The sequence below is a fragment of the Buttiauxella selenatireducens genome (genome assembly GCF_031432975.1).
GTDB classification, from domain to species: Bacteria; Pseudomonadota; Gammaproteobacteria; order Enterobacterales; family Enterobacteriaceae; genus Buttiauxella; species Buttiauxella selenatireducens.
Genome location: NZ_CP133838.1, coordinates 2,186,928 through 2,206,135 on the forward strand (window position 1 = coordinate 2,186,928; position 19,208 = coordinate 2,206,135).

Sequence of the window (19,208 nt, forward strand, 5' to 3'; positions counted from 1 at the left end):
GTCTTTCAAGCTGCATGTGTGTTGGCTACGTTCTTCCTGCAACTCGAAATCCATTGGGTATACGTTAGTAATTAACTTTTCACCTTCGCGATCAGGTCCATCATTTTCAATTTTTGATCGGTTGAAACTTTACGCGCTTCCAGCTCAATGCCGCGCTCGTTCAGCTTCTTAAAGGCTTCAATATCTTTTTCATCGACAGAAATCGCGTTGTTCACCTGGGTTTTTCCCTGGCGGAACGCCATACCACCGATGTTGACTGACTTAATATTCACACCACCTTCCACGACGCGTTCAACATCGGTTGGGTTGGTGAAAAGCAGCATCACACGGTCGCCTGCATATTTCGGGTTGTTGTAAACACGGATCATTTTGGCGACATCAACGACGTGCGCCGTCACACCAGGAGGAGCAACTTGCGTCAACAGTGTTTTACGCACGGTATCGGCAGCCACTTCATCACTGACAACAATAATACGCGTTACGTTGGTTTCTTTGGTCCAGCGGGTCGCGACTTGACCATGAATCAAACGGTCATCAATACGGGCCAAACCAATATTCATGTAATCATTTGGACCCATTGGTTTAGCCGGGGTTGCTGCTTTAGGGGCAGCGACTGGCGCAACAGGTGCGGCTTTTTCAACAGGTTTTGCTTTCAGGGCTTTCACCCCTTCACGGCCTGTTTCTACCGCCAGTGCCACTAACTCATCAAAAGAAGGGTTATCATCACGGGCCATCAAGGTTTCAACCAGCATCGGAATATTGACCCCGGCGACGACCTCGTAATGCTCTTTATCGACGACAATACGGCTTGCCGCATTAAATGGGCTACCGCCCCAGGTATCGACGAGAAACAGCACACCTTTGTCGGTGTTCAGGTTTGCCAGTTGAGCGTTATATTTTTCGATTAAAGTTTCGGCGTTTTCACCGGGAACGAAATCTATCCAGCCAACATTTTCTTGTTCGCCTAATAGCATTTCTGCGGTTTTCAGCAATTGTTCTGCTGCCCAGCCATGCGTGCCTATGACAATAGCAATAGTCACTTGCTACCTCCTGTGTTGGTCATAACCACACCCTTAAAATGGGTGTTTTGTAGATTATCCGTTTCATTGAGCGAATCGATTCAGATAACGGTATGAGTAAAGATGTGTAACTTGAGACGGATTTATTTTAGACAGTGAAAAAATTATTTTATGTGATGAAGATCCGTAATTTAGCTTTGTTTCAAACATATTGAACCACTACCTAAATTATGAGTCTGGTCAATGACAGTAAAATTGCAAAATCAGGTAAATCTTTGCAAAAGGGGTTTTTGCTCTGATATTGTTTACATCCCGTTTAATAACTAAGGAGTAAAGGGCAGTAGCCCACCGTATGGACCGTCACCGACGTCTTTTCATTATCAGGTCTGAATCTTCAGCCTTTCACATTGGCGTAGCACGCCCCGTAAATACCTTAGCTCAACTTTCTGCATCCGCATTATGCGGGTTGCTATTGAGTCATTCCCAAAGCAGGAGCTTGTCATGGAACTCTTAATGGATCCCCAAATATGGGTGGGTTTACTGACGCTTATTGTTCTGGAAATCGTGCTGGGTATCGATAACCTGGTCTTTATTGCGATTCTTGCGGACAAACTTCCACCAAAACAAAGAGATAAAGCAAGACTTATCGGTTTATCACTGGCTTTAGTGATGAGGCTGGGCTTGTTGTCGTTAATCTCATGGATGGTGACACTCACCCAACCGCTGTTTAGCGTCGCTAATCTGACGTTCTCCGGTCGCGATCTCATCATGTTATTCGGTGGCTTATTCTTGCTGTTTAAAGCCACGACTGAGCTGCATGAACGGTTGGAGAATCGCCAGCATGACGATGGGCATGGGAAAGGTTACGCCAGCTTCTGGGTCGTGGTGCTGCAGATTGTGGTGCTCGATGCGGTGTTCTCGCTCGATGCGGTGATTACCGCAGTGGGGATGGTGAATCACCTGCCAGTGATGATGGCAGCGGTCGTGATTGCGATGGGTGTGATGCTGATGGCATCAAAACCGTTAACGAATTTTGTTAACCAACATCCAACGGTCGTGGTGCTGTGTCTGAGCTTCTTGTTAATGATCGGTCTGAGCCTGGTTGCTGAAGGCTTTGGTTTCCATATTCCTAAGGGCTACCTGTACGCGGCAATTGGTTTCTCAATCATCATTGAGTTCTTTAATCAGATTGCGCGTCGCAACTTTATTCGTCATCAGTCAAATGTACCGCTACGTGCCCGAACAGCTGACGCGATTTTGCGTCTGATGAATGGCAAGCGCCAACAGCGTGCGGCAAATGAAGACCATAAAACGATCACGCCAATTGAAGCGGAATCTTTCGCTGAAGAAGAGCGTTATATGATCAACGGTGTTTTGACGCTGGCTTCCCGTTCGTTGCGCAGCATTATGACGCCACGTGGTGAAATCTCCTGGGTTGATGCCGATAAATCGACAGCCGAAATCCGCGAGCAACTGCTGGAATCGCCGCACAGCCTGTTCCCGATTTGCCGCGGGGAGTTGGATGAAATCATCGGTATCGTGCGTGCGAAAGAGTTGCTGGTGGCGCTTGAAAACGGTGGTGATGTGGCAGCAATCGCCGCACAGTATCCTGCGATTGTGGTGCCTGAAACCCTAGATCCGATAAACTTACTGGGTGTATTACGTCGTGCTCGCGGTAGCTTCGTTATCGTGAACAACGAGTTTGGCGTGGTTCAAGGTTTGGTCACACCGCTGGATGTGTTAGAAGCCATTGCGGGTGAATTCCCGGATGCGGACGAAACCCCAGAAATTGTGCGTGATGGTGATGGTTGGTTGGTGAAAGGTTCCACGGACCTGCACGCGATTCAGCAACATCTGGATATCAACACGCTGGTCAATGATGGCGAAGATATCGCCTCGATTGCCGGTTTGGTTATCTCGGTGAATGGCCAGATCCCGAAAGCAGGCGATGTGATTGAACTGGCTCCGCTTCGCATCGAGATTGTTGAAGCGAACGATTACCGCGTGGACTTAGTCCGAGTGGTGAAAGAACGCTCCGAACATGAAGATGAAGAAGAGTAATCAGCGCAGCGGAACGACTGAAACTGGGTGACCTCTACGGCGCGGGGGGCGTGTGTTCCCCCTTAGCCAGCGAGGAAATTCGCTTAGTGGCATCGGTCGTGCGTATAGATAACCCTGCAATACATTCACGCCGTGGCTGCGCAGATACTCTGCCTGCTGCGGCGTTTCAACGCCCTCAGCCACCAGGTTGATTTCCAGTCGCTGTGCCAGTGCGATAATAATATCGGTCACCGTCGAGTTCACCGCATCTGTCCCGATAGCCGCAGTAAACGACTTATCAATTTTTAGTACATTTGGATTAAGTGTTTCCAGATAGGCTAATGAACTCTGTCCAGTGCCAAAATCATCTATCGCCAAATCCACTCCCATACGATGCAAGTCGCGCACCACCCGGTGGTCGACATCCGGCAACGCATCTCGTTCTGTTAACTCCAGCGTCAATTTCTGAAGCGGATGGGCAGGGAACCATGAACTGCGTAAATCGGTAATAATCTCACCTTCATGGAAATGGCTGGCTGCCACATTGAGTCCGATGTGGAAATGACAAGATTTTGGAAATATATCAAGGTGGCGAACCGTTTCATCCAGCACATAGCGGGTCAATGGGGCAATCAGGTTTTGCTGTTCAGCCAGGGGAATAAACACGTCGGGAGAAATCCAGCCCTGACGCGGATTATTCCATCGCAATAGCAACTCCACCCCCACACATTGAAGATTTCGGGCACTCACCAGCGGCTGGCAGAATACTTCGAATTCATGCGAGGCCAATCCAACATTAATTTCCCACGAAAAACTCATGCGATTAGCAGTCGCAAGCCAGGCGATATAACCGATCAACATACTGAGAATCAACGCCAGTGGAAGCTGAGTGGGCAAATTACTTAATGCCAGTGCTCCGGGAGACGGTCCGATAGTCGTGACGGAAAAGGCAAATCGATTGGAAGCCATTTCATGGCTGACTTGCCCATCCTCAATCGTAATTCGCTGCAACAGGCCTTCGCCATATTCCAGATGCGAATCTGCAACGTTGAGTACAGCGCGTGACACCCATGGGCGTTCAGGCTCAAGAATTAATCCGGTCAGCAATTCAATATTAATGATTTGCATGACCCCGTCATTGCTGCTGTTCGCTAAAGGTACCCAGGACAACAAAATCGGAGTTCCTTTCAATAACGAACGGTCTATCGAGAGAAACAGTAAGGGAAGAGCTGACGGTAATCGTGGTTGCAGCAAATGAATAGGGACATTGCGGCTGCCAAAAACACTTGAGCAATAAAGAATACCGTCCTTAATTAGCCCGATTGTGCGCACGGTTTGCAAGCGTGCTGCATTTTCACGCATTTTGAATTGAGCGTTTTCACAAGGCAGTCCAACAAGAGGAATAAGCGCATTATTGACCTCCTCAAGCGGGGTCAGAATATTTTCAAGCGTGCTGATTATGCGTTGATTGAAGGTCAGGAAATGCTGTTCATTCACTTTTCGCTCTGCGACATAGCGTGCGCTAAGGGTCAACACGAGCGCCAGAACAGCTAACCCGATACACACCATTAAGCGCCTGCGGCGATAGCCTCGTAATATACGTTGAGCTGTCTGCATCGGTGGTCACCTTGTGTAGAACCACGACCGAAATCGGCACGCAGAACACTCAAAGTGTAGTGGGGGTTTGGAAACACGATCGTAAAATCATACTTTTAGATGACCGCTAAGTGGTTCGTTCGCACAAGCGTCGCAAGCACGGCATCTGTCATTTTTCGGGTCGCAGAAATAAGAATGACCCGTGGTAGGATGGCCCTCAAATGAGAGGGCCGGAAGGAATTAGTCACACTGCACTTTAATTGCCAGGCCGCCACGGGATGTCTCGCGGTACTTCGCATTCATGTCTTTGCCCGTTTCGTACATCGTTTCAATCACTTTATCGAGAGAAACGCGCGGCTCACTGGTGCGGCGCATTGCCATACGTGTGGCGTTGATGGCTTTCACGGAAGCAATGGCGTTACGTTCGATACACGGTACTTGCACCTGACCCGCAACGGGATCGCAAGTCAGACCGAGGTTGTGTTCCATACCAATTTCAGCCGCAACACAGACTTGCTCTGGGCTGGCACCCAGGATTTCAGCCAGGCCAGCCGCTGCCATTGAGCAGGCCACACCCACTTCACCCTGACAACCCACTTCAGCACCAGAGATAGAGGCGTTCATCTTATACAGCGCACCAATGGCACCAGATGCGAGGAAGTAACGGATGTAAGTGTCTGGGCTGACCGATTCGATAAAGTGGTCATAGTATGCCAACACGGCCGGTACAATCCCGCAGGCACCGTTGGTTGGAGCGGTAACGACACGTCCACCTGCAGCGTTTTCTTCGTTAACCGCCAGCGCAAACATGTTTACCCAGTCAACAACATTCATTGGGTCATTGGAGAGCTTGTCACTGGACACCAACATGCGGCGCAACGCTGAAGCACGACGCGGTACACGCAACGGGCCAGGTAATACGCCTTCGGTGTTTACACCACGGTCGATACAGGCGCGCATGGTTTGCCAGACGTTAGAGAAATACTCTTCAATCTCTTTACGACTGTGCAGAGCCAGTTCGTTTTGCATAATGACGCCGGACAAAGACATGCCGGTATCTTTGCAGTGCTGAAGCATTTCTTGTGCAGAATTGAACGAGTAAGGCACCACTACTTCGTTAGTTGCGTCTTTGCCGAAATTCTCTTCATCGACGATAAAACCACCGCCGATGGAATAGTAGGTTTTGCTGTAGATGACTTTATCGCCGCTGTACGCATGGATAGACATACCGTTTTCATGAAGCGACAGGTTGTCGTTGCGGAAACACATGCCGGACTCTTTTGGGAAATCGACTTCGTGACGACCCTGTGCCAGCCACAAACGTTCACGCGTTTCTACATCGCGGATAAATGCGGGAATGGAATCAATATCAACAGTGGCAGGTTCGTTACCTGCAAGACCCATAATGATAGCGATATCAGTATGGTGGCCTTTACCTGTCAGAGAAAGAGAACCGTAGACATCGACAGCGATGCGTGTCGTGTCTTCAAGTAATCCTTTTTCGACCAGATCATCGACAAACAACTTACCGGCCTTCATCGGACCGACGGTATGGGAACTGGATGGCCCAATGCCGACTTTGAACATGTCGAATATGCTAATCACACTAAAACTCCTTTCAGGACACCGGCTAAATAAAATTTGCTGCTGTGAAATCGCAGCTGACTAGTTTAAAAATTTATTGCTCACCGTAGTAAACTATTCACATGAATTAAACTAATGCTTAACCTTAGCTTGCCTAATCTTAACCAAAAACCATAAAACCACGACCAGATACTTCTCTAAATATAGCCCTGATTGCAGAATTAAAGAGTGATCAAGCTTCCACGCCTATCTGTAAAGCCAACTCGCGGATAATTCCGGCAGTCATGCCCCAGACAAAGTAGTGCTGATACCAGGAAAGCCATACGCGATGGGCGTTACCGCGACGATGAATATCTAACGGATGGTAGCGTCCCAGGGTGAGTGCTTCCATCAGGGGCATTTCAAAAACTGCCGCCACTTCATCTTCACAGGCCCGGTAAGGTAAATCGGGAGGGATGATGCCGACAACTGGCGTAACCTGAAAACCCGTGACGCTATCCACTGGCGGCAAAGTGCCGATAACGTCAACGCAGTCTGGCGATATAGCCACTTCTTCCCAGGCTTCTCGCAGCGCTGCGGCAATGAGCGACTCGTCAGTGTCATCTACCGCACCGCCCGGAAAGGCAACTTGCCCGGCATGTTTGCGCAGCAGGGCTGATCGTTGGGTCAACAGCAGCCCAGGTTGCGGGCGGCGCACAATGGGGATCAGCACCGCAGCCTGGCGCTTATTCCCGCTCATGCGTGTTACAGGCGGCTGCAATAGCTGAAAGCGCGATAAAAAATCGCTCATGCTCAAGGATGAACCGGACATGAAATCACTTCTCTAGTTGCGGAAGAATACGGTTAACTTTATCAAAAGTTTCCTGATATTCCGCAGATTCAACACTATCAGCCACAATACCGCCACCTGCCGAGCAGTAAAGTTTGCCCCCTTCGGCGGTTAGCGTCCTGATGGTAATACTGGTATCCATATTCCCGCAGAAGCTCAAATAACCAATGCTCCCGCACCAGACATTACGCCGCTGCGGCTCGAGCTCTTCAATGACTTCCATGGCGCGCACTTTCGGTGCGCCGGTGATCGACCCACCCGGGAAACAGGCGCGCAGTAAATCTGTAGCCTTGAGATGCGACGGCAATTGCGCGGTTATGGTGCTCACCAGATGATGTACGGCAGGAAACGGTTCGACAACAAACAACTCAGGGACCTTTACGCTACCCGGTACGGCAACACGGCCAATGTCATTGCGCAGCAAATCCACAATCATCAGATTTTCGGCGCGATCTTTCGGTGAATTTGCCAGTTTTACAGCCTGCTGAGCATCAGCCTGCGGATCTTCAAGGCGAGGCAACGTCCCTTTTATCGGGCGAGTCTGAATGTTGTCGCCTTCCAGCAGAATAAATCGTTCAGGTGACAGGCTTAAAATGACGCTGTCAGGTAAACGAATAAAGGCACTAAACGGCGCGCGGTTAGCCGCATTCAACCGTTCAAAGGCTTGCCATTCATCCCCTTCATAGCGAGCATGAAAGCGCTGCGCCAGGTTTACCTGGTAACAATCGCCACTTTTGAGATATTCCTGTACCTGGCGGAATTTAAGTCCATACTGCTCGCGGGTCATATTGGACTGCCACGCGCTCGTCAGGCGGAAAGGTTGACCAGGGCTGTACGGAGTCAGCGTGTCAAGAAACTGTTGGCGAGCATCGATATTCCCCCAACACAGCAATGTCAGACACTGTTTCTGGTGGTCAGCTATCAACGCCCAATCATAAATGCCAATCGCCATATCGGGTGTTGTAAGATCGCGTTGTGCCTGCTCAGGTAATTTTTCGAAATGGCGACCCAGGTCATAACCAAATAAACCCAGAGCTCCACCTAAGAAGGGGAGTTCCGGGTGTGTTGCCGGTTGATAACCAAAACTGTCCAGGGTTTGCTGTAACCACTGCAAAGGATCGCCGTGATGCGTCGAGCTGTTGCCTTCAACGCAGATTGTCGTTTCAGCGCCGCGTGTCACTACTGTTGCCCGAGGCTCGGCAACCAGAATATCAAAGCGATTATGGGGATGGTCGGCGAAGCCGGAATGCAAGAGCATGGCCCACGGTTGCTGTGCTAACGCTTTGAAAGTGTGTTGGACAGCATCAGGATGCCACGGCAAAGTTCGAAAAGTTAGAGTCTGCAACGTCATAAACCACAACTAAGAAAGAGACAAATCATCCTGCCAGACCAGGGAACCCTCTGGAAACCCTGAAAGCAGCGTGAAATAATTAACCCAGGCAATGTAACAGGAGTCGAAAATGTTTGCAGGATTACCCTCATTATCCCATGAGCAGCAGCAGAAAGCTGTAGAACGTATTCAGGAACTGATGGCCCAGGGCATGAGCAGTGGCGAAGCGATTACGCTCGTCGCCGCCGAAATTCGAGCCAACCATACCGGCGAGATGGTCGCAGTCCGCTTTGAGGATGATGATGTCGGAGATGCGGAAAGTGACGATGAAGACGCGAATGAAGACGCTGAAGAGCGATACGTCGATCGTTACGAAGAAGACGAAGAGTAAGAGTGCGGGCCGGAGCCCGCATTCTGTCAAACTGCCGCGATAATCTTAATTTCTACTTTATAACGCGGGTTCATCAATTTTGCCTGCACGGTACAACGTACCGGCGCATGACCCGCGACAACCCATTCATCCCAGGCTTTATTCATCGCTGCAAAGTCGGCACTTTCTGGCAGGAAAATGGTTGCGTCGAGGATCTTACTTTTATCGCTGCCTTGTTCCTGAAGCACTGTGTCGATTTGCGCAAGTGTGTTGGCAGTTTGCTCGTAAGCATCCGCATCAAGGTTCTCTGGCACACCGGTGTAATACAACGTGTTGTTATGAATAACCGCATCAGACCAACGTGCTTCCGGTTTTATACGTACAATACTCATCACTATTTCCCTGGCTATTTGCTCATGTTGCGCCACAGCCTGCCACAATCCGCTGACGGCTTCCACTGGCTTAACAACTCACAGGCTGACATAATCACTGTCAATAAACCCAGGGGGTAATGTGATAGACGATTTTGCAGCCGACGGCCAACTCGCCACGGCGATAGCGGGTTTTAAACCGCGTGAACCACAACGCCAGATGGCACAAGCTGTCACCAATGCTATCGCTTCGGGGCGTGAACTGGTGGTGGAGGCGGGGACTGGTACAGGTAAAACCTATGCGTATCTGGCTCCGGCTCTGCGTTCAGGCAAAAAAGTCATTATCTCCACGGGATCAAAAGCATTACAGGATCAGCTCTTCTCACGCGATTTACCTACTGTTGCGCGAGCGCTGGATTTCAAAGGGCGGCTGGCACTGTTAAAAGGACGCTCGAACTATTTATGCCTCGAACGTTTAGAGCAGCAGGCTCTGGCGGGGGGGATTTGCAGGTTCAGACGCTAAGCGACATCGTCAAATTACGTGGTTGGGCGATAGAAACCGTAGACGGTGATATCAGCACTTGCGCAAGTGTTGCCGAAGATTCCACCGTCTGGCCGATGGTGACCAGCACTAACGATAACTGCCTGGGTCAGGATTGCCCGCTGTACAAAGACTGTTTTGTGGTGAAAGCGCGTAAAAAAGCGATGGATTCTGACGTGGTCGTCGTCAACCATCACCTTTTTTTGGCCGATATGGTGGTTAAAGAGGGCGGTTTTGGCGAACTGATTCCTGAAGCAGAAGTCATGATTTTCGATGAAGCCCACCAAATCCCCGACATTGCCAGCCAGTATTTTGGGCAGTCAGTCTCCAGCCGCCAGCTTCTGGATATTGCGAAAGACATCTCAATTGCTTACCGCACGGAAGTGCGTGATGCGCAGCAATTACAAAAGAGTGCCGACCGACTGGCGCAAAGTACCCAGGATTTTCGTCTGCAAATGGGTGACCCGGGATACCGTGGAAACTTGCGTGAATTACTGGCGGAACCGTCAGTGCAACGTGCGCTACTGCTGCTCGATGACGCGCTCGAATTATGTTACGACGTGGCAAAACTCTCACTTGGGCGCTCTGCATTACTCGATGCCGCTTTTGAACGCACAGTGATTTTGCGTGGGCGCATTAAGCGCCTGAAAGAGGTCGATACCCCGGGTTACAGCTACTGGTATGAATGTAACGCTCGTAACTTCACGCTGGCGCTGACACCGCTTTCAGTCGCCGATAAATTCCAGGAAGTGATAAGCCAGAAAGCGGGAACCTGGATTTTTACCTCGGCAACGCTTTCGGTAAACGACCAGCTCAGCCACTTTACCGAACGCCTCGGTATTGCCAACGCAGAAACCTTGTTACTCGCCAGCCCGTTTGATTATGCCACTCAGGCGTTGTTGTGCGTGCCGCGCGGCTTGCCAACACCGAACCAACCGGCAGCGGGCAAGCATCTGGCAAAAATGCTCAAGCCGCTTATCGAAGCCAACAATGGCCGGTGTTTTATGCTGTGCACGTCTCACTCGATGATGCGCGATTTGGCCGAACAATTCCGCGCCACGATGACATTACCGGTGTTGTTGCAGGGGGAAACCAGCAAAGGCCAACTGTTGCAGCAATTTGTGGATGCGGGTAACGCCCTGTTGGTCGCCACAAGCAGTTTTTGGGAAGGTGTGGATGTGCGTGGTGACGCGCTCTCGCTGGTCATTATCGACAAGCTGCCGTTCACCTCCCCAGACGATCCTTTGCTAAAAGCGCGTATGGAAGATTGTCGCCTGCGTGGGGGGGATCCTTTCGAGGACGTGCAACTCCCGGATGCTGTTATTACCTTAAAACAAGGCGTTGGGCGTTTAATCCGTGATGTTGATGATCGGGGAGTGTTGGTGATTTGCGATAATCGCCTGGTGATGCGCCCGTACGGTGCCGTATTCCTCAATAGTCTTCCACCTACACCGCGCACACGGGATATTAATCGGGCAGTTGACTTCCTTAACCACCGCTCGGCGCAGTAATTTGTGCCATGCTATGGTATGATGCGCGCCGATTTTTGACCTTTATTTCCTGCCAGAGGTTGGCAATACCATGCGAATTTTAGCCATCGATACCGCGACAGAGGCATGTTCGGTTGCCCTGTATAATGAAGGGGCGATCCGTGCCCATTTCGAACTCTGCCCACGTGAACATACCCAACGCATTTTACCGCTGGTACGCGACATACTGAATGAGGGAGACGTTGGTCTGACCGCATTGAATGCGCTTGCTTACGGCCGTGGCCCAGGTAGTTTTACTGGCGTGCGTATCGGTATTGGTATTGCGCAAGGGTTGGCTCTGGGTGCTGAATTGCCGATGATTGGCGTTTCGACGCTGGCCACCATGGCGCAAGGCGCATGGCGCTTGACGAAAGCGACCCGCGTGCTGGCTGCTATCGACGCGCGAATGGGCGAAGTGTATTGGGCTGAATATCAGCGTGATGAACACGGCGTCTGGCACGGTGAAGAAACTGAAGCCGTGCTGAAACCTGAAGCTGTTTCCGAACGTTTGAAGCAACTTCAGGGCGAATGGGCGACAGTAGGAACTGGCTGGCAGGCCTGGCCGGATATGGCGCAAGGCAGTGAATTGCTCATCCGCGATGGTGAAGTCACTCTTCCTGCAGCAGAAGATATGTTACCTCTGGCGATTCAGGCATTAAATGATGGTTGTACGGTGGCGGTAGAACATGCCGAACCGGTTTATCTGCGTAACGAAGTGACATGGAAGAAGCTTCCAGGCAGAGAATAGTTTCCAACGTTTTCGTGCAGCGAAACTGCGTTAAGGAGAAAGGATATGGCTGGTTTGAATGTCAGAATTGTAACCCGATTATTTGCAGTTGCTGCCGTAGTGATGCTTAGCGGTTGTGTCACCATCCCCGATGCGATTAAAGGCACTAGTGCCACGCCTCAACAAGATTTAGCACGCGTGATGAACGCGCCGCAACTCTACGTCGGGCAAGAAGCGCGCTTTGGTGGGCGAGTGGTGAACATCGATAACAAACAAGGCAAAACACGGCTGGAAATTGCCACGGTTAGCCTCGATGACGGCGCGCGCCCGCAATTGGGTGAGCCTTCAAGAGGGCGTATTTATGCTGACGTAAATGGCTTCCTCGATCCAGTAGACTTCCGTGGACAATTAGTCACCGTAGTTGGCCCAATCACCGGTGTGGTTGAAGGCAAAGTAGGCGAAACTGCCTATCGATATATGGTGATGCAGGTAAATGGCTATAAACGCTGGCGTGTCACGCAACAAGTTGTCATGCCACCACAACCCATCGATCCGTGGTTCTGGGGCGGACCGTATCCTTATCGTGGGCGTTATGGCTACGGCGGGATGTGGGGCGGCGGCGGATGGTATAATCCAGGCCCTGCACAGGTACAGACTATCGTAACTGAGTAATTGTTTGTTTTACCGAGCTAAATAGGCAGCGGCATGTCCGCTGTCTATTTGTTTAAACAATCGAATAAAAATAATTAGTGATGTGCTTCGCAACCTTAAATCAGTCTAATTAATAAACTGGTACGCTGAGTTAATATTATGTTAACGACGTGTTTCTATATTGGGGTTGTGATGACGACGAATAATAAATTCAGAGGTGGATCCTTGAAGAAGGTTTGGCTTAACCGCTACCCAGCCGATGTTGCGGCTGAGATAAATCCTGACCGTTATCAGTCCCTGGTTGATATGTTTGAGCAAGCAGCGGCACGTTATGCCGACCAGCCTGCATTCGTGAATATGGGCGAAGTGATGACGTTCCGTAAGCTGGAAGAGCGAAGCCGTGCTTTTGCTGCATATTTACAGCAGGGTCTTGGCCTGCAGAAGGGCGATCGTGTTGCGCTAATGATGCCGAATCTGTTGCAGTACCCCGTTGCGTTGTTTGGTATTTTGCGTGCGGGTATGGTGGTCGTAAACGTCAACCCATTGTACACCCCGCGTGAGCTTGAACATCAACTCAACGATAGCGGTGCAAGCGCCATTGTGATTGTTTCTAACTTTGCGCACACCCTGGAAAAGGTTGTCGAAAAGACCCAGGTAAAACACGTTATTTTGACCCGCATGGGCGATCAGCTTTCCGCGGCAAAAGGCACCCTGGTCAACTTCGTTGTTAAGTACGTCAAACGTCTGGTGCCGAAGTACCATCTGCCTGATGCCATCTCGTTCCGCAGTGCGCTGCAACAGGGTTATCGCCTCCAGTACATTAAGCCTGAAATTGTGAGTGTTGACCTCGCGTTCCTGCAATATACCGGTGGCACGACGGGAGTGGCCAAAGGGGCGATGCTGACACACCGCAACATGTTGGCGAACCTTGAACAAGTCAGAGCGGCATACAGCCCATTATTATTTGAGCGCAAAGAGCTGGTGGTGACGGCGTTACCGCTTTATCACATTTTTGCCCTGACGATGAACTGCCTGCTGTTTATTGAGATTGGCGGGCAGAACCTGCTGATAACCAACCCGCGTGATATTCCGGGGCTGGTGAAAGAACTGGCGAAGTATCCGTTTACTGCCATGACCGGCGTTAACACGCTGTTTAATGCGTTACTCAACAATAAAGAATTCCAACAACTCGACTTCTCAAGCCTGCATCTTTCTGCCGGAGGGGGAATGCCGGTGCAACATGCCGTTGCTGAACGCTGGGAAAAACTGACGGGCCGTTTTCTGCTTGAAGGCTACGGTTTGACTGAGTGTGCACCGCTGGTGAGTGCGAATCCGCATGACATGGATTACCACAGTGGGAGTATTGGTTTGCCGGTGCCATCAACCGAAGTGAAGATGATTGATGACGAAGGTGAAGAAGTGCCTCCTGGTGAGCCGGGCGAACTGTGCGTGAAAGGGCCGCAGGTGATGCTGGGCTACTGGCAGCGCCCTGATGCGACGGATGAAATTTTGCAAGACGGTTGGCTGCGTACCGGAGATATTGCGGTCATGGACGAAGAGGGCTTTATGCGCATCGTTGACCGTAAGAAAGATATGATTCTGGTTTCGGGTTTTAACGTCTATCCGAACGAAATCGAAGACGTCGTCATGCAGCATAGCGGTGTGCTTGAAGTCGCGGCAGTCGGTGTCCCAAGTGGCGCATCCGGTGAAGCAGTAAAAATCTTCGTCGTGAAAAAAGATCCCTCTTTAACCGAAGAGGCATTGGTTGTTTTTTGTCGCCGCCACCTCACAGGTTACAAAGTACCGAAGCTTGTTGAGTTCCGCGAAGAGCTGCCAAAATCAAACGTTGGCAAAATTTTACGACGAGAACTACGTGACGAATCGGTCAGTAAAGGCAACAATAACGCCTGAGCTCCGAGTCAGTCGCCCTAACGCCGGTTCTGCCGGCGTTTTTTATGGGCGCAAACCTAAGAGAACTGAATTTGACTTACCAAATGATTATTACCGATGAAGCCCTTGCCTCTGTGTGCGAAGCGGCTCGTCACTTTCCCGCTATTGCGCTGGATACCGAATTTGTTCGTACCCGCACTTACTATCCACAACTGGGTTTGATCCAGTTGTACGACGGTGAGACGGCTTCGCTTATCGATCCGTTAACCATCACTGACTGGTCACCGTTTAAAGCGTTGCTACAAGACAAGGCGGTGATTAAATTTCTGCACGCAGGTAGCGAAGATCTGGAAGTATTCCTCAATGCGTTTGGCATGTTGCCGGACCCGTTTATTGATACGCAGATTCTGGCGGCGTTTAGTGGACGCCCGCTCTCTTGTGGTTTTGCCACTATCGTTGAGTCCTTCACGGGTATTGCACTGGATAAAAGTGAATCTCGTACCGACTGGCTTGCGCGCCCGCTGACTGAGCGCCAGTGTGATTATGCTGCCGCAGATGTGCTGTATTTGCTGCCTATTGCGCACAAGTTGATGGAAGAGACACAAGCCGCAGGTTGGATGGAGGCGGCGCTGGATGAATGTAATCTGATGGCGGCACGTCGTCAGGATGTACTGGATCCCGAAGAAGCATGGCGTGAAATCGGCAACGCATGGCAGTTAAGAACTCGCCAGCTGGCTTGTCTGAAGAAACTGGCTTCGTGGCGTCTGCGCAAAGCACGTGAACGCGATATGGCCGTCAATTTCGTGGTTCGCGAAGAACATCTTTGGCAGGTTGCGCGTTACATGCCGGGGTCGTTGGGTGAGCTGGAACATCTGGGTCTGAGCGGTAGCGAAATCCGATTCCACGGCAAAGCGCTGTTGGCGATGGTTGAAGAAGCTCAGGCGCTATCTGAAGATGAATTACCAGAACCATTAAGCAATCTGGTCGATATGCCGGGTTATCGCCGTGTATTTAAAGCGATTAAGGCGTTAGTCCAGCAAGTGAGTGAGACTTGTGGTTTAAGCGCTGAATTGCTTGCTTCGCGTCGACAAATTAACCAGTTGTTGAACTGGCACTGGCAATTAAAATCGCAAACGATGCACCCGGAATTAATCAGTGGATGGCGTGGGCAAGTAATGGGCGAAGCGTTAAAAACATTGCTGGCAGATTATTAATATACGAAGCGCTATCAAGAATAGTCTGAATTAATATCGGGTTGTCATAACAAAAAAATAAACCCCAGGATTATTCCAGGGGTTTATTTCGAGAAAATCAATTACGCAGATTTGGTTGTTGCTTCCTGTGTCTCTGGCAACGTCACGTTAAGTTCCAGAACAGAAATATCGTCATCTTTTTGATCGAGAACGACGGTTAACATCTCTGGATCGATTTTTACGTATTTGCAGATCACTTCCAGAATATCGCGTTTTAGCTGCGGTAAATAATGCGGTTCACTATCACCACGGCGGCGTTCTGCAACGATAATTTGCAGGCGTTCTTTTGCAATGTTGGCGGTGTTCTTTTTCCGTGAGAGAAAAAAGTCTAATAATGCCATAACTTATCCTCCGAACAGGCGTTTGAGGAAGCCTTTCTTCTCTTCTTCAATGAAGCGGAAAGGGCGATCTTCGCCTAGCAGGCGTTCAACAGTATCTGCGTAAGCTTTACCAGCATCAGCTTCCTGGTCAAGAATGACCGGCTCACCCTGGTTAGACGCGCGCAGAACAGATTGATCTTCCGGGATAACCCCAACCAATGGAATGCGTAGGATTTCCAGCACATCTTCCATGCTTAGCATATCCCCGCGCGTTACACGGCCTGGGTTGTAGCGAGTTAACAGCAGATGTTCTTTAATCGGCGACTCACCGTTTTCTGCACGGCGAGATTTAGACGAAAGAATACCCAGAATGCGGTCAGAGTCGCGGACGGACGAGACTTCCGGGTTGGTGGTGATAATCGCTTCATCGGCGAAATAGAGCGCCATTAATGCGCCAGTTTCGATACCCGCTGGGGAATCACAAACGATAAATTCGAAGTCCATATTTTTCAGGTCTTCAAGCACTTTCGCCACGCCTTCGCGAGTGAGGGCGTCTTTATCGCGAGTCTGTGATGCCGGGAGAATATAGAGCTGCTCGGTGCGTTTATCTCTGATTAACGCCTGATTAAGTGTGGCATCGCCTTGAATAACGTTGACGAAATCGTAAACCACACGACGCTCGCAGCCCATAATCAAATCCAGGTTACGCAGGCCAATATCAAAATCGATTACGACGGTTTTTCTTCCCTTCTGGGCCAAACCCGTAGCGATGGCCGCGCTGGACGTGGTCTTACCGACGCCCCCTTTACCCGATGTAACAACAATAATGCGTGCCATAAAGGAATTCCTTGTTAAAAGGGCTTAATTCAAAGGTTGAACGGAGAGAGCACCACTGGCCAAACTCAAGCGTGCCGCTTTCCCATAATAATCAGCTGGTATTTGTTCACTCAGCCAGTATTCACCCGCTATTGAGACCAGCTCAGCAGCAAGATTTGTACAGAATATTTGTGCTTCACGATCGCCGCTGGCACCCGCCAGGGCACGGCCACGCATCATGCCGTAAACATGAATATTACCATCAGCTATAAGTTCTGCACCGGCACTGACGTGATTGGTGATAATCAAATCACAGTTTGGTGCATAAATACGCTGTCCGGAGCGAACCGGGGTATCAATCAAACGCGTTTTTGTGACCGAGTTAACAATTGGCTCGACAGGGGCTGCAACCTCAGCGGGCACGGCTTTAGCACGTGAATTTTTTTCTTTCCCTTCGGTCAGCAGTGGCAAGCCGGCACGCTCAATTTCTTTTTTTAGCGCTTCGTCTTTACAGCCACTAATACCGACAACCCGCAATCCGGAAGAAACGACAGCTTGCTGGACATTTTTCCAGTTAACTGAACCATCCAGACTGGCAACATTCACCACTACAGGTGCATTTTTCAGAAAGGCGGGAGCCTGGGATACTTTTTCCTGAAGGGCCTGGAGAATCACCTCGGGTTGCGCATCATGTAAATGAAGCACTGATAAGGTAAAACTGCTGCCTTTTAACTCGATTGGCGTGTTTGACATCCTGGCCTTACTCAATTGGGTATAATCCCCACTGATGTGGGACGATATTCCGAAGTACATATGGCATGTTATAGTCACAGGTATATTCAGGCAAGCCACCATCTGGCGAAAATAGAGTAAAAAAAATGTTTTGTGTGATCTACAGAAGTAGCAAACGTGACCAGACATATCTCTATGTCGAAAAAAAAGACGATTTCTCTCGAGTTCCCGAAGAATTGATGAAAGGTTTTGGCGTACCCCAATTGGCGATGTTATTACCGCTTGATGGGAGTAAAAAACTGGCCAGTGCCGATATCGAAAAAGTAAAACAGGCACTCAAAGACGAGGGCTATTATTTGCAATTGCCACCGCCGCCAGAAAGTTTGTTAAAAATGCATCTCGAAAATAGTCCGAAAAAATAAGTTTCAGACGAGTGCCAAATCTTTCCTATACATAAAGGTAGATGATACTTAGAACAAATCACCGCGGGGAAAATGATGAAAACTCCAGCAATTTGTTTAACGATCATCGCCTTTATGCTTAGCATTTTGAGCGCAACATCCGCCGAGGAGCAGGCGCAATCCCTTGTTAACACACCGATTGCACCTAAGTCTGAAGCTGCACCTGCGCCAGTCACACTTGCACAGCAGGGGCGTGATCCCGCCGAATTCCCCGCTTATGTTGAAACCCTTAAAGCGCAGGCCAGGGCGCAGGGCATTAGCGGCAACACCATCAACAGCGCATTCGCAAACGTCCATTTTGTTGATCGGGTCATAAAATCTGACCAGAACCAGCTTGAAAAGAAAATCATGCTTGATGAATATCTGACGCGGGTTATTACACCGGAAAAGATTGAAAAGGCGCGCGCGCAGTATCAGCAGCATCGAAGCGAATTAGAGCAAATCAGTAAACGGACTGGGGTGCAAAGCCAGTACATCGTGTCGCTGTGGGCGATGGAAAGTCATTTTGGTGAAATACAGGGAAAAGAAGACATCATTTCTGCCCTTGCAACGCTTGCCTTTGAAGGACGACGGGAAGCCTTTTTCACAAAAGAGTTGATGGCGGCTTTGAAAATTCTCGATCAGGGGCACGTCAACGTCACGGAGCTGAAAGGCTCGTGGGCAGGTGCAATGGGGCAGAACCAGTTTATGCCTACTTCGTATCTGCATTACGGTGCTGATGGCGATGGTGACGGTAAAATTGATATCTGGCAGAGCACCAGTGATGTTTTTGCTTCCACAGCCAATTACCTGAAAAGAGAAGGTTGGAAAGCGGGGGGCTCATGGGGCAAAGAGGTCGTCTTACCAAAGGATTTCGATAGCGCCATTGCGGGCACTAAAACCAACCAGGGCAAAACCGTCAGTCAGTGGCAGAAATTAGGTATCACACATAAAGATGGAACGCCGTTGCACGCCTCTAAACAAAAAGCCTGGATCGTGACACCGGAGGACAATCAGGGGCGTTCATTTTTGGTCTACAACAACTTCCGCACAATTATGCACTGGAACCGTTCTTACTACTTTGCGATAAGCATCGGTATGATGGCGGATGCAATCGCACGATAACGTAGATTCATCAGTATTCAGTGGCGTTTTTTTTCTCTAGTATCA

16 protein-coding genes and 2 pseudogenes are annotated in these 19,208 nt (G+C 49.9%); 9 read left to right on the forward strand and 9 right to left on the reverse strand.

The genetic code is table 11. The features are described 5' to 3' along the window. Positions 1–71: 71 nt before the first annotated feature. Positions 72–1,040 carry a PTS mannose transporter subunit IIAB gene (gene manX, locus RHD99_RS10100; RefSeq protein ID WP_183269531.1) on the reverse strand — a complete coding sequence of 323 codons (969 nt, stop codon included), beginning with the start codon at positions 1,038–1,040 and terminating at the stop codon, positions 72–74. A gap of 480 nt (positions 1,041–1,520) precedes the next feature. Between manX and yoaE the strand changes: the two genes are divergently transcribed. Further along, positions 1,521–3,080, forward strand: a complete 1,560-nt coding sequence (gene yoaE / locus RHD99_RS10105) for a CNNM family cation transport protein YoaE (RefSeq protein WP_183269530.1) — start codon at positions 1,521–1,523, stop codon at positions 3,078–3,080. Here yoaE and pdeD read toward each other — a convergent pair whose 3' ends face one another. From pdeD to pabB, 4 genes are all read right to left on the reverse strand, one after another. After that, positions 3,081–4,676: a cyclic di-3',5'-guanosine monophosphate phosphodiesterase PdeD gene (gene pdeD / locus RHD99_RS10110; protein WP_309878661.1), complete on the reverse strand. Its 1,596-nt coding sequence runs from the start codon at positions 4,674–4,676 to the stop codon at positions 3,081–3,083. A 219-nt stretch (positions 4,677–4,895) separates the two neighbouring features. Next, entirely contained in the window at positions 4,896–6,260 is a 1,365-nt protein-coding gene (sdaA, locus tag RHD99_RS10115; RefSeq protein ID WP_309878662.1) for an L-serine ammonia-lyase, read from the reverse strand. A gap of 211 nt (positions 6,261–6,471) precedes the next feature. Continuing rightward, entirely contained in the window at positions 6,472–7,050 is a 579-nt protein-coding gene (locus tag RHD99_RS10120; protein WP_183269525.1) for a CoA pyrophosphatase, read from the reverse strand. A gap of 4 nt (positions 7,051–7,054) precedes the next feature. Next, positions 7,055–8,419 (reverse strand): aminodeoxychorismate synthase component 1, encoded by a 1,365-nt coding sequence (gene pabB, locus RHD99_RS10125; RefSeq protein WP_374708463.1) that lies wholly within the window; start codon positions 8,417–8,419, stop codon positions 7,055–7,057. Between the two features lie 109 nt (positions 8,420–8,528). Here pabB and RHD99_RS10130 point away from each other — a divergent pair. Then, positions 8,529–8,702, forward strand: a pseudogene (locus RHD99_RS10130) (YoaH family protein); the annotation flags it as partial. 113 nt (positions 8,703–8,815) lie between these two features. Here the strand turns inward: RHD99_RS10130 and RHD99_RS10135 are convergent. Further along, positions 8,816–9,160: a RidA family protein gene (locus RHD99_RS10135; RefSeq protein ID WP_139876641.1), complete on the reverse strand. Its 345-nt coding sequence runs from the start codon at positions 9,158–9,160 to the stop codon at positions 8,816–8,818. A gap of 121 nt (positions 9,161–9,281) precedes the next feature. Between RHD99_RS10135 and yoaA the strand changes: the two are divergent. The 5 genes and pseudogenes from yoaA (at position 9,282) to rnd (ending at position 15,691) form a co-directional block, all read left to right on the forward strand. Next, positions 9,282–11,191, forward strand: a pseudogene (gene yoaA / locus RHD99_RS10140) (DNA repair helicase YoaA). A gap of 70 nt (positions 11,192–11,261) precedes the next feature. Further along, positions 11,262–11,957, forward strand: a complete 696-nt coding sequence (tsaB, locus tag RHD99_RS10145; RefSeq protein WP_309878665.1) for a tRNA (adenosine(37)-N6)-threonylcarbamoyltransferase complex dimerization subunit type 1 TsaB — start codon at positions 11,262–11,264, stop codon at positions 11,955–11,957. A 45-nt stretch (positions 11,958–12,002) separates the two neighbouring features. Next, on the forward strand, positions 12,003–12,608 hold the full coding sequence (locus tag RHD99_RS10150; protein WP_270145020.1) for a Slp family lipoprotein: 606 nt from the start codon (positions 12,003–12,005) through the stop codon (positions 12,606–12,608). Between the two features lie 204 nt (positions 12,609–12,812). Beyond that, positions 12,813–14,498, forward strand: coding sequence for a long-chain-fatty-acid--CoA ligase FadD (gene fadD, locus RHD99_RS10155; RefSeq protein ID WP_309878666.1), 1,686 nt, complete (start codon positions 12,813–12,815; stop codon positions 14,496–14,498). Between the two features lie 71 nt (positions 14,499–14,569). Further along, positions 14,570–15,691, forward strand: coding sequence for a ribonuclease D (gene rnd, locus RHD99_RS10160; RefSeq protein WP_309879135.1), 1,122 nt, complete (start codon positions 14,570–14,572; stop codon positions 15,689–15,691). A 101-nt stretch (positions 15,692–15,792) separates the two neighbouring features. Here rnd and minE read toward each other — a convergent pair whose 3' ends face one another. Genes minE through minC form a run of 3 tightly spaced genes read right to left on the reverse strand, consistent with a single transcriptional unit; the run spans position 15,793 to position 17,619 of the window. Beyond that, entirely contained in the window at positions 15,793–16,071 is a 279-nt protein-coding gene (minE, locus tag RHD99_RS10165) for a cell division topological specificity factor MinE (RefSeq protein ID WP_034455225.1), read from the reverse strand. Positions 16,072–16,074: 3 nt separating this feature from the next. Continuing rightward, a complete protein-coding gene (gene minD, locus RHD99_RS10170; protein ID WP_183269517.1) occupies positions 16,075–16,887 on the reverse strand; it encodes a septum site-determining protein MinD in 813 nt (270 codons plus the stop codon). Between the two features lie 24 nt (positions 16,888–16,911). Continuing rightward, positions 16,912–17,619: a septum site-determining protein MinC gene (gene minC / locus RHD99_RS10175; protein ID WP_183269516.1), complete on the reverse strand. Its 708-nt coding sequence runs from the start codon at positions 17,617–17,619 to the stop codon at positions 16,912–16,914. A 125-nt stretch (positions 17,620–17,744) separates the two neighbouring features. On the opposite strand from minC, the gene RHD99_RS10180 reads away from it, so the two are divergent. After that, positions 17,745–18,020, forward strand: a complete 276-nt coding sequence (locus RHD99_RS10180) for a YcgL domain-containing protein (RefSeq protein WP_183269515.1) — start codon at positions 17,745–17,747, stop codon at positions 18,018–18,020. Positions 18,021–18,095: 75 nt separating this feature from the next. Further along, on the forward strand, positions 18,096–19,163 hold the full coding sequence (locus RHD99_RS10185) for a lytic murein transglycosylase (RefSeq protein WP_374708482.1): 1,068 nt from the start codon (positions 18,096–18,098) through the stop codon (positions 19,161–19,163). Positions 19,164–19,208: the final 45 nt, after the last annotated feature.